20 protein-coding genes are annotated in these 19,508 nt (G+C 46.8%); 18 read left to right on the top strand and 2 right to left on the bottom strand.

Annotated elements, in window-relative coordinates:
* Nucleotides 1-46: 46 nt before the first annotated feature.
* From IPJ67_02645 to IPJ67_02605, 9 genes are all read left to right on the top strand, one after another.
* Nucleotides 47-1,072: a carbohydrate kinase family protein gene (locus tag IPJ67_02645; GenBank protein ID QQR77031.1), complete on the top strand. Its 1,026-nt coding sequence runs from the start codon at nt 47-49 to the stop codon at nt 1,070-1,072.
* A gap of 76 nt (nt 1,073-1,148) precedes the next feature.
* On the top strand, nt 1,149-2,405 hold the full coding sequence (gene pilM, locus IPJ67_02640; protein QQR77030.1) for a pilus assembly protein PilM: 1,257 nt from the start codon (nt 1,149-1,151) through the stop codon (nt 2,403-2,405).
* A 73-nt stretch (nt 2,406-2,478) separates the two neighbouring features.
* Nucleotides 2,479-4,602 carry a hypothetical protein gene (locus IPJ67_02635; GenBank protein QQR77029.1) on the top strand — a complete coding sequence of 708 codons (2,124 nt, stop codon included), beginning with the start codon at nt 2,479-2,481 and terminating at the stop codon, nt 4,600-4,602.
* Nucleotides 4,603-4,618: 16 nt separating this feature from the next.
* Complete coding sequence (locus IPJ67_02630; protein QQR77028.1) at nt 4,619-5,002, top strand: hypothetical protein; 384 nt, start codon at nt 4,619-4,621, stop codon at nt 5,000-5,002.
* Between the two features lie 92 nt (nt 5,003-5,094).
* Nucleotides 5,095-5,346 (top strand): hypothetical protein, encoded by a 252-nt coding sequence (locus IPJ67_02625; protein QQR77027.1) that lies wholly within the window; start codon nt 5,095-5,097, stop codon nt 5,344-5,346.
* Between the two features lie 30 nt (nt 5,347-5,376).
* Complete coding sequence (locus tag IPJ67_02620; GenBank protein QQR78033.1) at nt 5,377-7,254, top strand: alanine--tRNA ligase; 1,878 nt, start codon at nt 5,377-5,379, stop codon at nt 7,252-7,254.
* Nucleotides 7,255-7,307: 53 nt separating this feature from the next.
* The gene (gene rplU / locus IPJ67_02615; GenBank protein QQR78014.1) at nt 7,308-7,622 is read left to right on the top strand and encodes a 50S ribosomal protein L21; all 315 of its coding nucleotides are present in this window, start codon (nt 7,308-7,310) and stop codon (nt 7,620-7,622) included.
* A 137-nt stretch (nt 7,623-7,759) separates the two neighbouring features.
* On the top strand, nt 7,760-8,110 hold the full coding sequence (locus IPJ67_02610; GenBank protein QQR78013.1) for a phage holin family protein: 351 nt from the start codon (nt 7,760-7,762) through the stop codon (nt 8,108-8,110).
* 24 nt (nt 8,111-8,134) lie between these two features.
* On the top strand, nt 8,135-9,238 hold the full coding sequence (locus tag IPJ67_02605) for a glycosyltransferase (protein QQR78012.1): 1,104 nt from the start codon (nt 8,135-8,137) through the stop codon (nt 9,236-9,238).
* 84 nt (nt 9,239-9,322) lie between these two features.
* Here IPJ67_02605 and IPJ67_02600 read toward each other — a convergent pair whose 3' ends face one another.
* The gene (locus IPJ67_02600; protein QQR78011.1) at nt 9,323-11,713 is read right to left on the bottom strand and encodes a hypothetical protein; all 2,391 of its coding nucleotides are present in this window, start codon (nt 11,711-11,713) and stop codon (nt 9,323-9,325) included.
* A gap of 156 nt (nt 11,714-11,869) precedes the next feature.
* Here IPJ67_02600 and IPJ67_02595 point away from each other — a divergent pair, with 156 nt between their 5' ends.
* The 5 genes from IPJ67_02595 (at nt 11,870) to IPJ67_02575 (ending at nt 15,563) form a co-directional block, all read left to right on the top strand.
* On the top strand, nt 11,870-12,463 hold the full coding sequence (locus IPJ67_02595) for a hypothetical protein (protein ID QQR78010.1): 594 nt from the start codon (nt 11,870-11,872) through the stop codon (nt 12,461-12,463).
* A 10-nt stretch (nt 12,464-12,473) separates the two neighbouring features.
* A complete protein-coding gene (locus IPJ67_02590) occupies nt 12,474-13,607 on the top strand; it encodes a DNA recombination protein RmuC (GenBank protein ID QQR78009.1) in 1,134 nt (377 codons plus the stop codon).
* A 98-nt stretch (nt 13,608-13,705) separates the two neighbouring features.
* On the top strand, nt 13,706-14,086 hold the full coding sequence (locus IPJ67_02585) for a hypothetical protein (protein QQR78008.1): 381 nt from the start codon (nt 13,706-13,708) through the stop codon (nt 14,084-14,086).
* Between the two features lie 2 nt (nt 14,087-14,088).
* Nucleotides 14,089-15,108, top strand: coding sequence for an undecaprenyl/decaprenyl-phosphate alpha-N-acetylglucosaminyl 1-phosphate transferase (locus IPJ67_02580; GenBank protein ID QQR78007.1), 1,020 nt, complete (start codon nt 14,089-14,091; stop codon nt 15,106-15,108).
* A gap of 11 nt (nt 15,109-15,119) precedes the next feature.
* A complete protein-coding gene (locus IPJ67_02575; GenBank protein QQR78006.1) occupies nt 15,120-15,563 on the top strand; it encodes a DUF192 domain-containing protein in 444 nt (147 codons plus the stop codon).
* A 221-nt stretch (nt 15,564-15,784) separates the two neighbouring features.
* Here IPJ67_02575 and IPJ67_02570 read toward each other — a convergent pair whose 3' ends face one another.
* A complete protein-coding gene (locus IPJ67_02570) occupies nt 15,785-16,435 on the bottom strand; it encodes a hypothetical protein (protein QQR78005.1) in 651 nt (216 codons plus the stop codon).
* 362 nt (nt 16,436-16,797) lie between these two features.
* Here IPJ67_02570 and IPJ67_02565 point away from each other — a divergent pair, with 362 nt between their 5' ends.
* The 4 genes from IPJ67_02565 to IPJ67_02550 all read left to right on the top strand — a co-directional run bounded on the left by IPJ67_02565 (nt 16,798) and on the right by IPJ67_02550 (nt 19,376).
* On the top strand, nt 16,798-17,868 hold the full coding sequence (locus IPJ67_02565; GenBank protein ID QQR78004.1) for a polyprenyl synthetase family protein: 1,071 nt from the start codon (nt 16,798-16,800) through the stop codon (nt 17,866-17,868).
* A 20-nt stretch (nt 17,869-17,888) separates the two neighbouring features.
* Entirely contained in the window at nt 17,889-18,602 is a 714-nt protein-coding gene (gene uppS / locus IPJ67_02560) for a di-trans,poly-cis-decaprenylcistransferase (protein QQR78003.1), read from the top strand.
* Nucleotides 18,603-18,795: 193 nt separating this feature from the next.
* On the top strand, nt 18,796-18,987 hold the full coding sequence (locus tag IPJ67_02555) for a helix-turn-helix transcriptional regulator (protein ID QQR78032.1): 192 nt from the start codon (nt 18,796-18,798) through the stop codon (nt 18,985-18,987).
* Nucleotides 18,988-19,004: 17 nt separating this feature from the next.
* On the top strand, nt 19,005-19,376 hold the full coding sequence (locus IPJ67_02550; GenBank protein QQR78002.1) for a hypothetical protein: 372 nt from the start codon (nt 19,005-19,007) through the stop codon (nt 19,374-19,376).
* Nucleotides 19,377-19,508 lie beyond the last annotated feature (132 nt).

The raw sequence follows: 19,508 nt of genomic DNA, 5'->3' as shown, positions 1-19,508 counted from the left end.
AACTCGTCCTATTCCTTTTTTTGATTCGTTTCTGTCTCCATAGTTTATGCCTCATATTATCTGTGTTGGGTCGGTAGCAAAAGATATTTTTTTTCCGACGGAGGAAGGAATGTTTTTGGATACGCCGGAGGATCTTGCAGCGCAGAAGAAGGTGGCGTTTGAGGTAGGCGCGAAGTATCAGATTGAGGATCGATTTGAATCTCTCGGTGGCGTGGCGGCGAATACGTCGGTGGGACTTGCACGGCTCGGTCTTCCGGTGTCGTGCTACGGCGCTATGGGTGCCGATGATATCGGCGCCTGGATTCGGCGTGAGTTTGAACGAGAGGGTGTTGATGTGAATCTGCTTGAAGAATACGAGAAAGTGAAGAGTGATCTTTCGGCGATTCTTGTCTTTACCAAAGATGGCGAACGGACTATTTTTTATAATCGCGACTCTGCTGAGCGACTTCATGTTGATGTATCAAAATTTGAGGGCGCGTCGTGGGTGATGATGAGTGCCTTAAATGGCGCGTGGGAAGAGAATATGCGGCAGACGATAGCAGGTGCCAAGAATGTGGGCGCGAAGCTCGCCGTTAATCCCGGACAAAAGAACATGAAAGATAATCCTCTCGGTGTGCTTGAAGCTGTTGGACAAGCGGATATTCTTCTTTTGAACAAAGATGAGGCGATTGAACTGGTGTCGCATCTTCTACATGATGCCTCGCTTCTCAATAATGAGGACTTCCTTGTTCGTACGCTCTTCGCGCATGGCGCGAAAAAAATTGCGATGACGGATGGCGTGCGGGGCGCGTGGGGGTACGACGGGACGGAATTTTTTCGCGCGGTTTCGAAACAGACAGAACGAGGCATTGATACGACCGGTGCGGGCGATGCATTTGGAAGTGCTTTCTTAGCGGCGGAAATTTCTGGGAAATCTCTTGCGGAAGCACTACAGTGGGGTATGGTGAATGGTGCGCATGTTGTGCAACACTACGGTGCCATTGAAGGGTTGCTTCGACGAGAGGATATTGAAGAACGAATCTCTGATATTGCAGTGAGTCTTGTGAAGGAACCTGGCGCTCTTGTGGTATAATAAACGCATAGTGATTCTATAAAATACTAGAGTGTTTCGGTGGGTGTTTTGTGACATTCTCTTGCTGTTTCTTTCTATGGGTTTTTTCTCAAAAGTTTTGGGACAGGGGTCGGGCGAACATTTTCTTGCGCTCGATATTGGGACGGAAATCGTAAAAGCCTTAGTGTTTCGCATCGAGGGCGGTTTGGGTATTGTCAAGGGCGTTGGATGGGTTCGTCAGAAGTCGGGCAATATGCAAAGTGGCGCCGTTTCGGATATCGCGGGCGTCATTGATTCGTGTCGTGAATCAATACTCCTTGCAGAAGAACAAGCAAAGGCAAAAAATGTTCGGAAAAGTATCGTGGGAATTGCTGGGGAACTTGTAAAAGGGACAACAACGACGGTGCACTATGAACGAGTGAATCCGGAGGTAAAAATCGGCCTCTCAGAACTCCGTATGATTGTCGAGAAGGTTCAAGAGAAGGCCTATGAGCGTATTCATAAACAACTCGCGTGGGAAACAAATCAATCCGAAATTGATGTGAAACTGATTAATGCTGCCGTGGTGGATGTGCGGATCGATGGGTATCGCGTCACCAACCCGCTCAATTTTCAGGGGCGTGATGTTTCGATGAGTATCTTCAATGCGTATGCGCCGATGATTCACTTGGGCGCGATTGAGAGTATCGCGTCTGAGCTTCATCTCGACCTCATCAATATTGCTGCGGAGCCCTATGCTGTTGCTCGTTCGGTCGAAGTGGAAGATATGCTTGACTTCAGCGCTATCTTCATTGATATAGGTGGTGGAACGACGGATATCGCGGTTGTGCGAAATGGTGGACTCGAGGGAACGAAAATGTTTGCTTTGGGTGGACGCGCCTTTACAAAGCGCCTTGCACAGGAGTCGGGTATGAGCTTCGAAGAAGCAGAAAAACTCAAGATTAACTATTCTCTTGGCAAGCTCGACAAAGAGGCGACCGAGGCGCTTCATGAATTTTTTCACGAAGACTGTCGCGTGTGGCAGGGTGGTATCGAGCTTTCGCTTGCCGAGTTTTCCGATACTGATTTGCTTCCGACTAAGATATTCCTCTGTGGCGGTGGGTCTGGACTTCCGGGTATTCGGGAGGCACTTCTTTCGGAAGAATGGAGTGGTAATTTGCCGTTCTCGAAATCGCCCCAAGTGAGCTTTCTTCAGCCGCACGACATTGTTCGTATGAGCGATTCGACGGGAGTTCTTTCAAATCCTCAGGATATTACGCCGATGGGTCTTGCAAATCTTGCTTTGCACTTGGCTGATGAAGAGAAATCTCTTGCAGGAATGTTGCGTCGAGCGATGGATACGGTTCAGAAATAATCGCTTTCTTTGGTGATACGTCGGAAAGAGTCTGATGAAAGGTTCTCAAAAACAAAATTCTCACAATAATTTTATGTCACATCTCGCTTACATTGATCCGGATGAAGAGATTATCTCCGTGATTAGTCGGCTCCGGAAAGCCTCGGAAGCGGATGTGTTCTTTGTTGTGCCGAAGCGTGCTTTGTTTGTGCGAAGTCTCGTCAACCTTCGTCTTCTCGAGCGTGAAGCGAAGAAACTTGGAAAACGTCTCTGTCTTGTGACTCCAGATGAAGAGGGACGATCGCTTGCTCAGAAGGCTGGTATTGAATCAAGAGGTTCTCTTGAGGGAATTCCGGGTATTAATCAGTCGGCGAAACCATCGCTTCCAGCGCGACTTCCTCAATCTCAGTCGGGACAATTTCCGGCTTCTGAGCAGCTTGTATCTCCTCCGGGTGGATCGCGGCTCCATTCTGAATCTATCGGGTCATCGAGTTTTTTTGCTGTAAATGGACCGAGAGCTGATGTTGCTCCTCGTCCGGTCGATGAGAATCCCACGCCTCTTCCTCGGCCGGTTGTTCCCCTGCGTTTGCCGGATTCAAATACGATAGCTGCAACGCCGATACCTCGATCAGTTCCTGTTCGCGATCGGACTCCGAAGCGATTAACGGCGCTGAATTCTGTGTCGAGTGCTCCCCCTTCGCCCTCGCCGGAACTACCTCCTGTGGAACCTCCTTCTCGTTCCAATATTTCTCAGAAGCCGGGCGGAGTGAATCGGATGCCGGAAAGAACGCTTTCCTCAAAGCCAGCTTCGGATGCTGCCTCAAGAGTATCGTTTACTTTCCCAGCGCCGACCACGCCACTTTCGCCGTCGCCTTTGCAGTCTGTTCCACAGCCTTTGAATAATGAACAATTCTCGCCTTCTCCGGGTTCTGTTCTGCCTCAGCAGACATCATCTCCTGATCAGGGAGCGCTCTCGCGTTTCTATCGGAAGGATACGCCGACTCAGTCGGTAGGAGCGACTGAGTCTGCTGATGCTTCTTCCCAGAGACACTCTGACTCACATGCCTTTCGATGGATTTTACTTGGAGGAGGGGCGCTTTCTTTGTTGGCGGCACTTGGTGTGGCAATTGTTATTTTTGTTCCGCGTGCGGATGTGACCGTCATTGCGAAAGAGCTTTCCACTTCTCTTGATGTGGAAATATCAGCACGAGCGGATCAAGAAAGTGTTGACGTCTCAGGGAAATATATACCGCTTCGCGTTGTGGAAGCGGAGAAGGACATCGTTCAGTCGTTTCCAAGTACCGGACAGGCATCGGTGTCTGATAAGCGCGCTCGAGGTATGATTACCATTTCAAATACATTTGGAAGCAGTCCGCAATCTCTCGTGGCGACGACGCGATTTGAGTCTCCTGATGGGAAAATTTTCCGTCTTGCCAAGGGTGTGACTATTCCCGGTACGAAAGAAGTTGACGGGAAAATAATTCCCGGGACGATCGATGCGGAAGTAGTTGCTGATGCTTCGGGCAAGGAATACAATATTGATTCAACGACATTCACCATTCCTGGCTTAAAGGGGGGTCCAAAGTATGAGAAAATATCGGCATCGTCTGTGCATGCCTTTTCGGGTGGAGGCGAGGGTGAGGGGGCAGTTGCTTCTGTTTCAGCAGACGATGTCGCTCGTGCGAAGGATGCGGCACTCAAAGCGCTTCCAGAGTCGCTTCGCAATGAATTGGAAAAAGATCTTCAGCCAGGAGAAAAGCTTTTAGATGATGCGATACTTTCGGAAACGCTTTCTTCGGATGCCTTTCCGAGTGTGGGGGCAGTCGCGTCGAGTTTCGACTTTCGCATACATGTGTCTGCACGTGCTTTGGTTTTTTCGGAATCCGATGTCCGTACCGTTGCGGCAGCGCTCTTGGGTGAGGGGGCGAAGCCTGAGGACGTCCATGTGGAATATACAATCCCACATCCTGATTTCACTGCGAAGCTGCTTGGTATAAAAGCTCGGGTTTCATTTGAAAAAGGTCAGAAGATGGATATTGAACGTATTAAAGAAAATATTCTTGGTAAAAGCGTGGGTGATGTGCAGGCTGTTTTTGCTGACTATCCCAATATTCAGAAAATCGAAGTGGTTTTCTGGCCAAAGTTTATGACAAGTCGTATTCCGAGTCGTGCTTCGCAAGTATCGGTGCACGTGGAAACGGCGACGGGTGGGATGTGATGTTTGCTTGCATTTCATGGGAATTCCCGATATTCTATTGGGAAGTTGGGAAGTGTCGATTGGTCTCTTGTTTTCTCTTGATTTTCTGGGTATTATGTCGCTCTTTGGACCACGGATTACCGCTCGACCGGATATACATGGGAAGGCGCTTTCTCCCGATGAACGGAAGGCGGCTATTCGTCGTGTTGAGTCCGATTTGTCTCTTTTTTACAGTGACCGGCTCAAGCTCAATCGTCAGAAGACGGATCGAGATCTCGCTCTTCGCAAGCTTCGGACGGAACTTCGTCGTATCCAGGTAGAGATTGAGCGTGCTGAAATACAGGCGAAGAAGGATGAAGTGGAGCTTCGCACGCTGGAAGAAAATATCCGTCTCGCAAAGAAGCGATTGGTAGGTATCTGATGGAGAAACTGTCTGATTCCAAATCTTTCTCCCTTGGTAGCTCTCCAGTTTAGTTTGTATAGTTTGTAATAGTAACTCCTTGGATTGTTTTTATGGGCTATATCGATCGAAGAAAAATTCAAAGTATCACAGAGGAATTTCTTACGCCTGATCAGAGGAAAAATATCGAGGATGCTTGTAGTTTTTTTGATGGGAAAATGTTTACTCTCGGCTCTTCTTTTGAGAAAAAAGATATACAGCGGGAAAATTTAGGACAGAATATAGCAGATATTCTTAAGCAGTTCAAAATTTATTTGAGTCCTGCTGAGGTTAGAAATTTGCAGAAGAAAATTGATTATGCTTAACCCCTCTTACTTTCACCTTTCGTTTTTATGATGACTACGCAAGAAATACGTGAAAAGTATCTTCGGTTTTTTGAGAAGAGGGGGCACGCTATCGTGCCTTCTTCGTCGCTTGTCCCGGAAAACGATCCGACAACACTCTTTACAGGGAGCGGCATGCAACCTATGGTGCCATACCTTCTTGGAGAGCGGCATTCTTTGGGGGCACGACTTACTGATTCGCAGAAGTGTTTCCGGAGTCAAGATATCGAGGAAGTGGGCGATAATCGTCACACGACATTTTTTGAGATGCTCGGCAATTGGTCATTTGGTGACTATTTTAAGCGGGAACAAATTGCCTGGATGTGGGAATTTTTGACGGAAGAACTTGGGCTTGATCCGGCACGGCTCTCCTTTACGTGTCACGGTGGCAATGCGCAACTTGGTATTCCTCGGGATGAGGAAGCAGCATATATATGGAAAGAGTTGCTCGAACAGTCGGGTGTCTCGGTGAGTATTATTGACAATGCGGAGGAGCATGGTCTCCAGGAGGGGAGAATCTTCTACTATGGCGACAAAAAGAACTGGTGGTCACGTGTTGGTGCGCCGGAAAATATGCCTACGGGCGAGCCAGGCGGACCGGACACAGAAATGTTCTGGGATTTTGGTGAGCAACTTCATCTGCATGAAGCATCTTTGTGGAAAGATATGCCGTGCCATGTGAACTGTGACTGCGGACGATTTGTCGAGATTGGCAACAATGTCTTCATGGAATATGTGAAGACAGATAGCGGATTTCAGAAACTTCCTAAGCCCAATGTGGACTTCGGCGGCGGACTTGAGAGGATGGCAGCAGCGGTTAATGACAATCCGGACGTGTTTCTCATCGACATCTTTGATGGTGCGCGCAGTATTCTTGAAAAACTCTCTGGGAAGCGGTATGGAGAAGATGAAAAGGATACCTATGCGTTTCGTGTTATCCTTGATCATGTGCGAGCAGCAACGTTTCTCATTACCGATGGTGTCGTGCCGTCGAATAAGGATCAAGGATACTTTGTGCGACGATTGATTCGTCGCGCGGTGCGATTTGCAAAAAATATCGGCATTTGCGAGTCTTTTGTAAAAGATGTGGCAGCAGCATATGTCGAAACCTATGGAGAATCGTATGTCGCCTTGAAAGAGAAGCAGGAGATGATTTTGCGTGAATGTGAACAGGAGGAACAGAAGTTTCGGAGAACTTTGGAGCAGGGCATGAAGGAACTTGAGAAACGGTCTGCGGAAGGGAGTATTTCGGGGAAAGACGCCTTTGAGCTCTTCTCGACGTATGGATTTCCACTTGAGATGACGCAAGAGATGCTCGAGGAACGCGGATTGAAGGTTGATGAAGTGGAATTTCGCAAAGAATTCAAGCGGCATCAGGATTTGTCTCGAACGGCATCGGCAGGGAAATTCAAGGGCGGGCTTGCTGATACAAGCGAGAAGACGACGAAACTGCACACAGCGACGCACTTGATGCTTGCGGGACTGCGGAAATTCTTGGGAGACGGTGTACATCAGGCGGGATCGAATATTACCGAGGAGCGGGCGCGATTTGACTTTACCTATCCGGAGAAGGTTTCGCGCGAGGTGCTTGACCAGGTTGAAGTCTATGTGAACGAGGCGATACGGGCGAAATGTACCGTTGGAACAGATATCATGGATAAAGAGGCGGCACGCGCGGCGGGTGTTGAGGGAAGCTTCTGGGAGAAATATCCGGAAAGAGTGACGGTTTATCGCGTGAAAAGTGTGGGTGGCACGGTGTATTCTGCGGAGTTGTGTGGTGGCCCGCATGTTGGTAATACGAGTGATATGGGGCATTTCCGGATTATCAAGGAAGAAGCCTCTTCGGCGGGTGTTCGTCGAGTGAAAGCGATTTTGGAGGATGCCGTTTGACAAATTGCGCATTCTTGAGTAAAGTGAATCTTGCTTTGTCTTAGGAACATACTATGATTGCTATTATCAAAACGGGAGGGAAGCAGTATCGAGCGCTCGAAGGCGAAAAGCTTCGCGTGGAGAAGCTTGAGGGTAGTGCGGGCGATGTGATTACCTTTTCCGAGGTACTCTTGGTGGGGGATGAAGAATCGGTACAGGTGGGGACTCCTTTTGTCTCGAAAGCCTCTGTGTCTGCCAAAATTGCGGAGCAGGGACGTGCTGACAAAGTGTGGGGTATCAAACATAAGCCGAAGAAACGATACAAGATGAAGTTTGGTCATCGTCAGTCTTATACGGAAGTCGAAGTGACGAAGATTGCTACTTCATAACGTTTTTTATCTCGCCTGTCTTTCATAAAGCCGTCCAGACATACATTGGGCGGTTTTTTTGTTTTCTCTTAGTTTCTTTGAGGTACTGGATTTTTCGTTTATACTAGAGACGTATATTTCTTTTTTACATTTTCCTTATGCGCCTTTTTGCATTGTGGATTGTGAATGCTGTGTTGTTTTTGATGATTGCAAATATTGTGCCGGGTATCGGGGTTCGCGATTTTGGGACAGCATTGTGGTTGGCGCTTTTGTGGGGGTGTATCGGTATTACGATTCGACCGATTCTCCTTCTCCTTACGCTTCCAGTGACGATTCTTACTTTGGGACTCTTTACATTTGTTGTGAACGGTTTTCTCTTCTGGCTGCTTTCTCAAATGGTGTCGGGATTTCAGGTGACATCGTTTGGTGCCGCGCTTTTAGGAGCATTTCTTTTTTCTCTTCTTGGATGGGTGTTTGGTCGAGCATTTCGGAGACAGGATGAATTGTGATGGATGCGTGAGAATATTTGCTGTATGAAAGTGGCGTTGGTGCATGATTATTTGGTTCAGCATGGAGGAGCTGAGCGAGTGCTCGAGGTGTTTGCGGATATGTTTCCGGAGGCACCGATTTTTACGCTCATTCATGATAGGGAGGCGATGCACGGTGCCTTTGAAGATCACGATATCCAAACATCATTTCTTCAGAGAGTTCCTTGGGCAAAGCGGAATCATCGGCTTTTCCCTATGCTTATGCCACTTGCCATTGAGCAGTTCGATTTTCGGGATTTTGATTTGGTCATTTCTGATTCATCGAGCTATGCCAAGGGTATTATTACGGGTCCCAATACGCTGCATGTGTGCTATATGCATACACCAATGCGCTATGCGTGGGATGACTGCCATAAGTATGTCGAAGACTTCGGTTTCCCTCGTATTGTGAAGCGGACGGTGCCGTTTTTTATGAGTCCTGTCCGTTTGTGGGATCAGGTGAGTGCGAGTAGACCGGATCACATCATTGCGAATTCTCGCTTTGTCGCTACCCGGATAGCGAAGTACTATCGCCGTTCGGCAGAAGTTATTCATCCACCAGTTGATGTACATGCATTTGGTCTACTGCCTCTATCTGAGCGATCAGACTATTTCCTCATGGTAGGGAGACTCATTGCTTATAAGCGGCACGACATTGCTATTCGGGCGTTCAATGAGCTTCGTCTTCCACTGAAGATTATTGGGCGCGGTCCGGAGTATAATCGGTTGAGGAAGCTTTCCGGACCGACAATTGAGTTTTTGGGACGTGTGTCGGATGCCGATTTGCCCCGCTATTATAGTGCGTGTCGGGCATTCATTTTCCCTCAGGAAGAAGATTTTGGTATCGTCGCATTTGAGGCGTTTGCTTCTGGGAGACCTCTTATTGCTTTTCGCGGCGGGGATATCCCAGAGCATCTCGAGGAAGGGAAAATGGGTATGTTCTTTAATCAACAAACGGTTGGCGACGTTGTATCAGCGGTTCGAAAATTCCGTGACGCCGATTATGATGCCAATGTCATTCGTCAGAAGGCACTTGCCTTTGACCGTTCATTATTTCGGGAAAAGATTCGTTTGTATCTTGACCGTGTTTGTGCTGGACGCAAGATTTAATTCCAGTTCTTCCTGCATATACGCACAATAACAACACCGTGTTTTCGAGAGAGGATACAATTGTTGCGGTTTTTTTGATGGTCTTTACTGTGCCATCTCCATGTCGACCATGATGATAGAATTCCCGACTGATACAAATGCAGTTTGTGTTGTTGGATTGATAGTGAAATGAGTCGCTCCTTTAAGAGAGTCACTTGCATATTGCACTCCAATTGAGCCAGTAGAAGCATCGTAGCGGACAATGCGTCCTGCAGCGCCATCGAGTATGAATATCTGAGAGGAACCTTCTTTGGAAGAGATGATAAGTATATCTGTCGGGAGTATTGGTGTTGTTGAAGACTCAAAGTTTTCGGTTTTTTCGGTACCTTGGAAATACGTGTGGATTCCCAATCTATCAGCAATGAATACGGAATCGCTGACAGCGAGTGTTGCTTCGGGTTGTATTGAAATGGGTTCCCGGAACCACTCTGTCGCCACGCCAAATCCTCCCTCGGTCCGTGGATATCGCAAGAGCATATTCTGCGTTTGGTTTAAGGCGTAGAGATAGGTGGATGAGGCAGCAATGCTGATAATATTGGCAGCGTCTGGGAGAGTGAAGTGTTCATCGGCAAACGTGTTTGTTGACGGTGTGAAAAAGAGTATGTTTCCGCTTTCAGTAAGGATGAGGATTGCATTGAGGGCTGGCATTACCGTTCCCATTCTCGCGGTTTCTCCCTGAGGATAGGCGACTTGTATGGCATTTCCTCCGTCTGATCCGGTGCTATAGAGTGCGTCTCTCGTTATGAAGAATATGGTTTCCTGAAGGTGTGTGATGCTGACAATATCAGAGAATGTGGCAATGACTGGTGTATTTTCTATGAAGTGTATGTGGACATCATCAGAAAGCGCTCGTGGTGTTTCAGGTGTTGCGTTTACAGCGTTGGCGGATTCTTCGGCAGTTGTTTTCGTCAAATCGTCTTTGGCGAAGAATGTCCAAAAGAGCAAGAATGTGACAATGCAGAGAAGTGTGAGTGCTGTTATTTTTGCAATCTTTTGTTTTTGAAGAGGGAGGTTGTTAAAAAAAGTTCTGGGGAAGAAGAAGGCTCTTGCGCTCCTTGAGAATATTACTGTCCCTGTTTGAAGGAATGCTTTGAAGAATAGGGCTATTTTTGATTCGCCCTGCACGGGGATACGAACGGTATTTCGTTTCAAAAGTGAAAGGCGAGGGAATTTTTGGAGGGCTTGTCGGGTTTTTATTGAAATAGAGGAAGATAACACTGTCCATCGCCCCAATTCTTTGGTAAAAGTAATGTTTGTCTCGGCAAGGGGGATATTCTTCGACAGGCGTTCTTCTGGAGTCGTTTGCTCGGTTTCTGTTTGAGGGAGTTTTGATAAGTGTCTTTTTTCGTTCCAGGAACGAAGTGCATCGAGTGCGTTCGAAGCAATCTTTACAGAAAAAATCCAAAGATTGTGGGATCCGGAAATGAGAATGAAGAGGAATCTTTTTCCAAGGTGCGCTCCGGTGTGTTGGAGGGATGCGCGAGCATCTCCAAAAAATATTCGGGCGCGTTCCCATGTTTCATTCGTCTCTTCGCCCGGAGTCTCACCGGTTACATAAATATGCCCGGTTTTGTTGTCTATGCGATCTTGTTCATGCCTTTCTTTTTCTCTGAGACCGTCTTCGACACTGTTTCCTTGTTGTTTCGAAGATTCGAAAATGGCATGACTCCAGGCGTTTGGTACGGAGTCAATTGTGGCGAGCGTGCGTTTTGGTGCTGGTTTTCGCTCATATTCCGCTACTGTCCCAATGGTGATGAGTATGCTTGCGGAGAGGTCAAGTTGATTGATAGTCGCTGTCTGGAGAAGTTGCTCAAATTGGTCACTGGGGAGTCTATTTGCTGATCGCTCGAGCTCGGCTTCTGAGAGTATAGAAAAAATCTCCGGTGTAGTAATCAGTATGCGGTCACTGGGCGAAATCTTCCCACTTGCCACGTCAGTGAAAGTTTTCATTGGGTGATCGTTGTCGGAATCGGCGAGTCCCTCACTGATGTCGGAAAGATGGTGATCGCGAAAGAGAAGAACTTTTGCGTTCCCAGCGACCGAGAAGTGAAGATTGTTTCGTTCGATGATGCAGATTGCCGCGTCAAGTGTTCCAATCCATTCGGTATTCCCTTCTTTGGCAAGCTCAGCAAGTCCGATATTTACCTTGTGGAGCGCTGCTTCGAAACTTTCGATGGCACCTCGTCTGGGATTTCCGTAATATTCTTTCTTTGCGAGTGAAGAAAGGAAATTGACAATATATGCGGAATGCTCACTTCGATCATTGATTGTCATGACACCAGCGAGCATTCCTAATGGTTCGCGGGCAATGTTATCCGGAAGGTGCTGAAAACACACCGCATACGGCTTCAAGAGACCGTTTCGGGCAACGGATATTTCAGTGGCCGTCGGCGCGATTTTTTCTGGCGCTTTTGGCGAAGCAATCTTTCTTACCATAGATGAAATCTATTATATCACAGAATGGAGGTATTTCGCTTCAATACCACGAGCATCTTCAGAAGGTTTTTGTGGGGACTTTGACTTTCCTCGGAGCGATTCGTATAATCAAGGGAAGGTGGCGTAGGTTCTCTTTACTTTACCGATATGTCCGACATGTTTGAAACGCTGTTTGGTTCCAAGACGCGAGCGCGGCTCTTGCGGCTTTTTATTTTAAATCCCGAGAAAGCCTACACTACTGAAGAACTTGCTGAAAAAGCGATTCTTCTGCGAAGCCCCCTGCTCCGAGAAGCGCGCCAGCTGGCAAAAATAAAGTTTGTCATTGAGCGGACAAAAGCCGGAAAACCGATCTTTTCAGTAAATCCAAACTTCCCGTTTTTTAATGAGTTGCAGCTTCTCTTTGTTCGTCCTGACTCGAGCGTATATGACAGTATGTTTAAGAAGTTGCAGGCAGTTGGTGATGTGCGATTGCTTCTCGTATCGGGTATTTTCCTGAATTATCAAAAGAGTAAGGCGGATATGATTCTCGTTGTCAACAATCCAAGTCGTGCGAAATTGAAGAGTGCTATGGGATATATTGAAGCGGAGATTGGGCGTGAAATTCGTTTTGTCCTTATGAATGGTGAAGAATTGCAGTATCGTCTCAATATGATGGATAGATTTTTGATGGAGTTTCTCGAAAATCCGATGCGTGAAATAGTGAATAAGGTTCCTGAGCTGAGGCGTTTTGTTGCTGGACTTCGTCGATAATATTGCTTGTATGGAGGGTCTCTTTTTCTCAATTTCATTTCTTCTTGCGGGGGCGGTTGTGTTTTTGGTATATGATAAGGTCCGCAATGTAAAACGAGTTGAGATGACGGAGGCAGATGCTTTGCGTGAAGATATGGCGCAGCGAATGGAAGAGATGCATCGGAATGTGGTAGAGGATATGCATCGATTTTCGTCATCGTTTTTGCAACAGATGGGAAACTTCCAGGCGAATGTGAGTCACCGTCTCGAAGACAATACGACACGGCTTGACAGTCGACTCGATGGTGCAGCGCGATCGTTTACTGAGGTTCGAACGGAAATGGGTCGAGTGCGGACCGAAGTTGGAGTTGCACTCGAAGAAGTGAAGCATTCGAGCAATCGTATTCTCGAGGTAGGGAAGGATGTCCGGTCACTCCAGGATATCTTGCGATCCCCCAAGCTTCGTGGCGGATTCGGAGAGCTCTTGCTCGAAGATATGCTCTCTCAAATGTTGCCGCGCGAATACTACTCGATTCAGTATGCTTTTAAGAGTGGAGATGTTGTTGATGCGGCAATACACTTGAAAGGAGGTATTATTAGTGTGGACTCGAAATTCCCGCTCGAAAATTTTCGCAAACTTGTTGAAGCAAATTCAGACGAAGACCGAAAACAATATCGGAAACTCTTCTCATCCGATGTTCGGAAGCATGTCGATGCCATTGCGCGAAAGTATATTGTTCCTGAAGAGGGGACGCTTGATTTTGCACTCATGTATATTCCGGCAGAAAATGTTTACTATGAGATTGTTGTGAAAGACAATGAGGGGGATGGTTTGGCGGAGTACCTCTTTTCGAAGAAGATTGTTCCGGTTTCGCCCAATTCGTTCTATGCGTATATGCGGACACTTCTTTTGGGGCTTCAGGGCATGCAGATTGAGAAGCGCGCAAAGGAAATCATGGGGAATCTGAATCGACTTGGCAGGGAATATGATCGTTTCTCCAAGGAATTCGAGACGCTTGGTGGACATATCACCAATGCGGCGAAGAAATATGAGGAAGCGGATAAGCGTCTCGGAAAAGTAGAAGATCAGATTGCAAGGACTCGGATTGAAGATGATGCAGACTCGATTGAGTCACTAGCCATTCCTCCCGAGTCGAATTCATGAGGGATGTATTTCTCTGTGCGGGAATGAGTTCGGAGTTTGTGAAAATATCCTGAGGACATTCCTCCGTGGGAGTTGTGCGAGAGGCGAGCAAGAACACTATGATATCTGATACTTCGAAAGCCTCGTCTGTTTTTCAGACACCCTCTCTTTTTCGGCGCGGCGCAGCAGCAGCGTTCTTCTATGTATCGCTCGTGCTGACGGTTATACTCTGGGGATTGCCAATATTTTTCATTGGTATAGGGAATGGCACGGCGGTGCTTCGATACAATTCGTACTTTGGTGTTGATCTGACCGGTGCTTTGTGGCAGACGCTCCTTGTTCCATTGGTAACAACTTTCTTTTTCTTGGTAAATACGAGTCTTGCTTTCGTATTTATTCGGAATCGAATATTTGCTCCTGGGACAATTCTCATGGTTGCCTCTTTTTTCCTTCATGTGGCGGCGATTGTTGTTGTAAGTGCGCTTATTCTCGTGAATTAATCATGGATGTATCACTCTATTTTCAACCGTTTCTCGTGAGCTTCTCTGTAGTAGTTGTTCTTCTCCTCCTGCTTCGGGAGATGCTGACATATGCAACGCGCTCCGCGCTGTGTAGAACTCTTCCTGTTCGACGATTTGGCGGCGGAGCAGTTATCATCGCTTTTCTCTTTGCAATTTTTTTGAACCCGCAATTGATTGTGACGCCAGTAATCGCTGGTATGATTGTGGGATCTGGAGCGATTCTTCTCTTTGGGATATGGGATGATGTGGTAACGTTTGGCTGGAAAGCGCAGTTGATGTTTCAGCTTTTCCTTGGAGTTTTGCTTTTTGTCTCTGGTATGCGGATTTTTTCCTTACCAATGCCCTTCGTTGGACAAGTATTTGTGAATACGTTGCCAGGTGGAGTAATGATTGGTTGCATAGTTCTCATTCTTTGGATTGTTTTTGTGATGAATGTGCTTAATTGGGTTGATGGTATTGACGGACTTCTTCCAAGTATTGCCACGCTGGCATTTCTTGCTTTGCTTTTTCTCTCGATTTCTCCCCAGGTGAATCAGCCACCGCTCGGTATTCTTTCGGTGGCGCTTGCTGGCGCCGTATTGGGACTCCTCCTCTTTAATATGCCACCGTCACGTTTCTTTGCCGGGACGAGTGGATCGTTTTTCATCGGTTTTTCATTGGCGTCACTTTCGGTATTGTCGGGCGCCAAGATAGCAACGGCTATTCTTGTGCTCTCTCTGCCTATACTTGACGCACTGTGGGTATTTACCGAGCGTCTCCAATTAGGACTCTCTCCTTTCCATGGTGGTGATTCCCGCCATCTGCACTATCGCCTTCGTGAGATTGGCTGGTCGGATCGACACATTGTTGCGGGGTATACGATATATACGGGTATTGTTGGTGTGATTGCTCTTTCAACGGGCTCTCTCGGAAAAACAGTAGTGCTTCTTTTCCTCGGCATCATTATTACGATGTTTCTTTTCTGGGTTCGAAAGAGGGCGTTGTCTATGTGTCACGTGTAATTTCAAAAAGTATGAAAAAATACGTTTTCTTTCTTGTATTATTCTTTCTGTTGATTGCTTTTTTCGTTTTTAAATTTTTCTACAATGCGCCTGATCTAGGTGGTCCGCATGTACGTATTGGCAGTGCTTTGTTTTCGGTTGAAATGGCTGATACGGAGCAGCAACGGGAACGTGGTCTTGGAAATAGAGATGCGTTGTGCGATACATGTGGTATGTTGTTTCTTTTTGATTCTTCTGGTAAATATGCTTTTTGGATGAAAGATATGCGATTTCCACTCGACATACTCTGGATTCGTGATGGAAAAATCGTACATATTGAACGAAATGTTGACTTTCGTAATCAGTACAAAGTGTATCACTCCGAACAGCCCGCTGACCGTGTCCTTGAGGTAAATGCCGGCATTTGTACACAGTGGGGCATACAAGAAGGGGACATGGTGGCGTTTGAGCAATAGGCAATTTCTCGCGTTGCGAGAAAAAACACAAAACCCCGCGTTGCGGGGCTTTGGAATGCAAATAAAGAACGAAAAGTCGAAAATGGAGAAAATGAAATTCAAAATGTCATTCCATTCTTTTCTATCTATCGATCAATCCTGCCTATCAATGTCAATCGGATTCTTACGCGAGAGTTCTCCGAAAACTTGTTTCCAAAGGAGACGAAGCTTGTCGAGAATGTCTAGCGAAGAGAGGGGGCTCGGCTAGAATATTTCTTGAGATTCGTGAGCTGTCGATCGTTCAACTGCTTCGACTTCCCGATAGCCTCTTGTATGAGACTCTTGGAAAATTCTATGCTGGTGCCGACATGGATAGGCCCAGAGACAGTGTGTTTTCTGAGGTAATCTTCGATGTACACTTTGTGCTCTCTGGAAATTGCCGAGTCGGGATTTTTCTCGAGGAAGTTAGCAACTGCTTGTCGCGCGAGGAGCGTGGCGCTGTCGCCGCGGGCTGCCGTTTCGACGAAAGTGGTTTCTGTTTCTTTGCTTTCCGTCATGGTTGGCTCTGGCGTCGTTTCAGTGGGCTTAACCTCTGCCACCTTCGTTGTATCTGGTTTCGTTGTACTGTCATCTTTCTTGACTTCCGGTGCCGCTTTGGTTTCACCCTCAGCGATTTGGTCATCTGGCTTGGTTGCCTGATCAGCTTCGTCGCTTGTCGTGGTGGTCTCTTCGGTCAATGCAGGAGTCTGAGAACGTTGGGAATACGAATAGATACCGCCAGCTATTGCAAACACAACGAGTATGCTCAGGATAATGCGGAGGTTGTCTTCGAGCCATACTTTGAATCCACCCTCTTCTTCCTGGTAGTCTTCTTCTTGGTGTTCGTCTTGCATATGTGTGTCACCTGCCTTTCTAGTATTCAATCATTAACAGCAATCACTGAACATGCCGCTTGCGTTGAAGTCGGATCGACCGTCTTTTTTATTGTACGGTGCGCTATTTTTGGCGTCAACTAGACAATATGTTGGCTTTATAGTTTAATATCTCGTAGGGCAGGTATGCACTGTATCCTTGGTACAGAAGGAATTTTTGCTTCGTATTTTTCTTGTTTTTCGATGTATCCGATGCTACAATCGCTCTGTATTTCGATTTTTTGTAGTGACTCTGGGAGTCTGTCCAAAAACTCCATAGTCTGCTGTGATTTTGGTTCGCCTGGATTCTTTGTAGCCTTGGTATTTGATGGTATTGCTTCACTATGGATGTACATGCAGAACTCGCCGATTTCAAGGTTCGAGTCGATCAGGAAATCGCTCGCTATCTCGATCGAACCATCAAGGAAACGGAAAAATATGATCCATTCATGGCCGAGTCGCTTCGATATGTGAAGACGCTAGTTTTGTCTGGGGGAAAACGATTGCGGGCGGCGTTTATGTACTATGGATATATTGCCGCTGGTGGGACTGATCGGGAACGAATGCTTCGCGCAGCTGTTTCAATAGAATTGGTACATATCTTCCTTCTCATTCACGATGATATTATCGATCGCGACGAGAAGAGGCATGGTGTGGTGACGGCGCATGAGCATTTCCGATCAATTGCTGACATGATGTTTCCTCATGCTAATTCGGCACATTTCGGCAATTCGATGGCGATTATTGTGGGTGATATGGTTGGAGCTCTCGGAAACCAGATTATTTTTGAGTCCGGATTTCCTCCTGAGCGTATTCTTCGGGCGCTTTCGAAGTTGCAGGATATTATCTCGTTTACCGTTGTGGGTCAAGCAAAAGATATTTTGATAGAATATGCTGGAAAGGCAACGGAAAAGGAAATCCTCTCTATGTATGAGCATAAGACGGCGCGCTATACCATCGATGGTCCGCTTCAGCTTGGGGTGATATTGGCAGGGGGTTCCGAGGAACTTGCAACTGCCTTTGGAGGATACGCCGTTCCTCTTGGAATTGCCTTTCAGATTCAAGACGATATTCTTGGTGTGTTTGGATCGGAGGAAAAAGTAGGGAAGCCAATCGGTTCTGATATCGAAGAAGGAAAAATATCGATATTGGTTTCGCGAGCACTTATGCTTGCTTCAAAAGATTCACGAAGTGAACTTTCCGTGATATTGCGAAAAGGCAAGGCGCTTTCGAGAATTGATATCGATCGGTTTCGCGAGATTCTCACGGAGTCCGGTGCACTTTCTTCTTCACAGGAAACGGCTCGAGCTTGTATCGAATCTGGAAAACAAGAGATTCTTCCGATTGAATTTCCCAGAGAGGCAAAGAACTTCCTCGTTGGTATCGCGGACTATATGATGAATCGGGAATATTAATCTACTCTTCTTTTGTGCGTATGTCTCGACCGATTTCTTCTGTTCCTGCTCATGTAGCGCTTATCCCAGATGGCAATCGCCGATGGGCAAAGGCGCGTGGACTTGACCCCTGGGACGGGCATGAAGCGGGTGCCAAAAATACAGAGAAAATTATCGAGAAAGCTCGCGAGCTTGGTATTCGTTCGTTTTCGTTTTGGGGTTCGTCTATGGAGAATCTCACGAAGCGTCCTTTTGAGGAGAAGCGCGAGCTTCTTCGTTTGTACGAAGAGTACTTTACGAGAATGATTGAGAATGAGGCGGTGCATCGGGATCGAGCAAGGATTCGCATGATTGGTCATTGGCGTGAGCAATTTCCCGAAGGTCTCAAGAAGATATTGCTTCGATGTGAAGAGGAAACGAAAAACTATGATGACTACTCGCTCAATTTTTTCCTTGCCTACAGTGGGAATGACGAAATGCTTGAGGCTGTCCGATCATTACTTGCGTCAGGTGTTGAGGCGCGGGCGGTTTCGTCGGAGCGTTTGAAAAGCGCGTTGATGACGCGGGATTTACCGCCGGTCGACTACCTTATTCGTACCGGTGGGGAGCCACATCTTTCTGCTGGATTTATGATGTGGGATATCGCTGATGCTCAACTCTACTTTTCCGAAAAACTCTATCCTGATTTTGATGAGCAGGCATTTGCTGAGTCGATTGAAGAATACGCGCGGCGATCGCGGCGGTTTGGGAAATAGGTGATGAGTGAAAAATGCAGGCTAAGTTGTTTTCTCGGCGACCCTTCTCGGGGCGTCTTTTTTTTGCACATTTCAATGTAAGGTAAACTTGACATTGGAATATGTTGATTTATACTGGAGACACTGAAGAGTGGAGAAAAGCTTTTGTCATGTGGTGAGCATTCTTCTGTGTGAGAAACGTATGGGCGATATACTGGAAAATAGCTTGGAGTGTGTTCGGAAACAGCGTGGCATAACGCAGGAACAGCTGGCGAAGCATGTTGGTGTAACACGACAGACGATTATTGCTCTTGAAAAAGGACACTATGGACCATCGCTTGTGCTCGCTTTGAAAATCGCTCGGTTTTTCGATGAATCCATTGAAACACTTTTTTTGCTGAGATAATTTTAAGTTTCTCTTGTATGCAGTTTCTTACACGTTTGTTCTCTGAAAAGGTTGTCGTTGGTATTTTGGTATTTCTCTTGATTTGTTTCGTGAATCCATTTGATTTCTGGATGACGGACGCGGTTCACATGACGATTCTCGGAGGCATTGTCGCAGTATTTGCTGCGTTTGCGGTGCTTCTCTGGAAAGAACGCGCGATAGATGAACGGGAACAACTTCATCGGTTTATTGCTGCTCGATTTGCCTATATTGCCGGCGCGACACTCCTCCTCCTTGGAACGGTTGTTCAGGCGTTCTCTCACAAGATTGATCCATGGATTCCTTCCATATTGGCGGGCATGGTATTTGCAAAAATTGCTGGGCGATTCTTTGCGAGACGGCAGTGCTAGTATTTTTGATGATACTCCACTTGAGTAATCGTAGCTCACCTTACCCAGAATAGTGAAAATGCTGTATCTGGAACACAGAACAAAATTCAGCCCTGTCAATCCGAGTGAAGTCGAGGAATCTCAACTTTTCGG

This window comes from Candidatus Moraniibacteriota bacterium, from assembly GCA_016699385.1.
Classification (GTDB): Bacteria; Patescibacteriota; Minisyncoccia; order Moranbacterales; family UBA1568.
The sequence above is the reverse complement of the archived record's forward strand: the minus strand, read 5'-3'. Positions and strand labels throughout refer to the sequence as shown.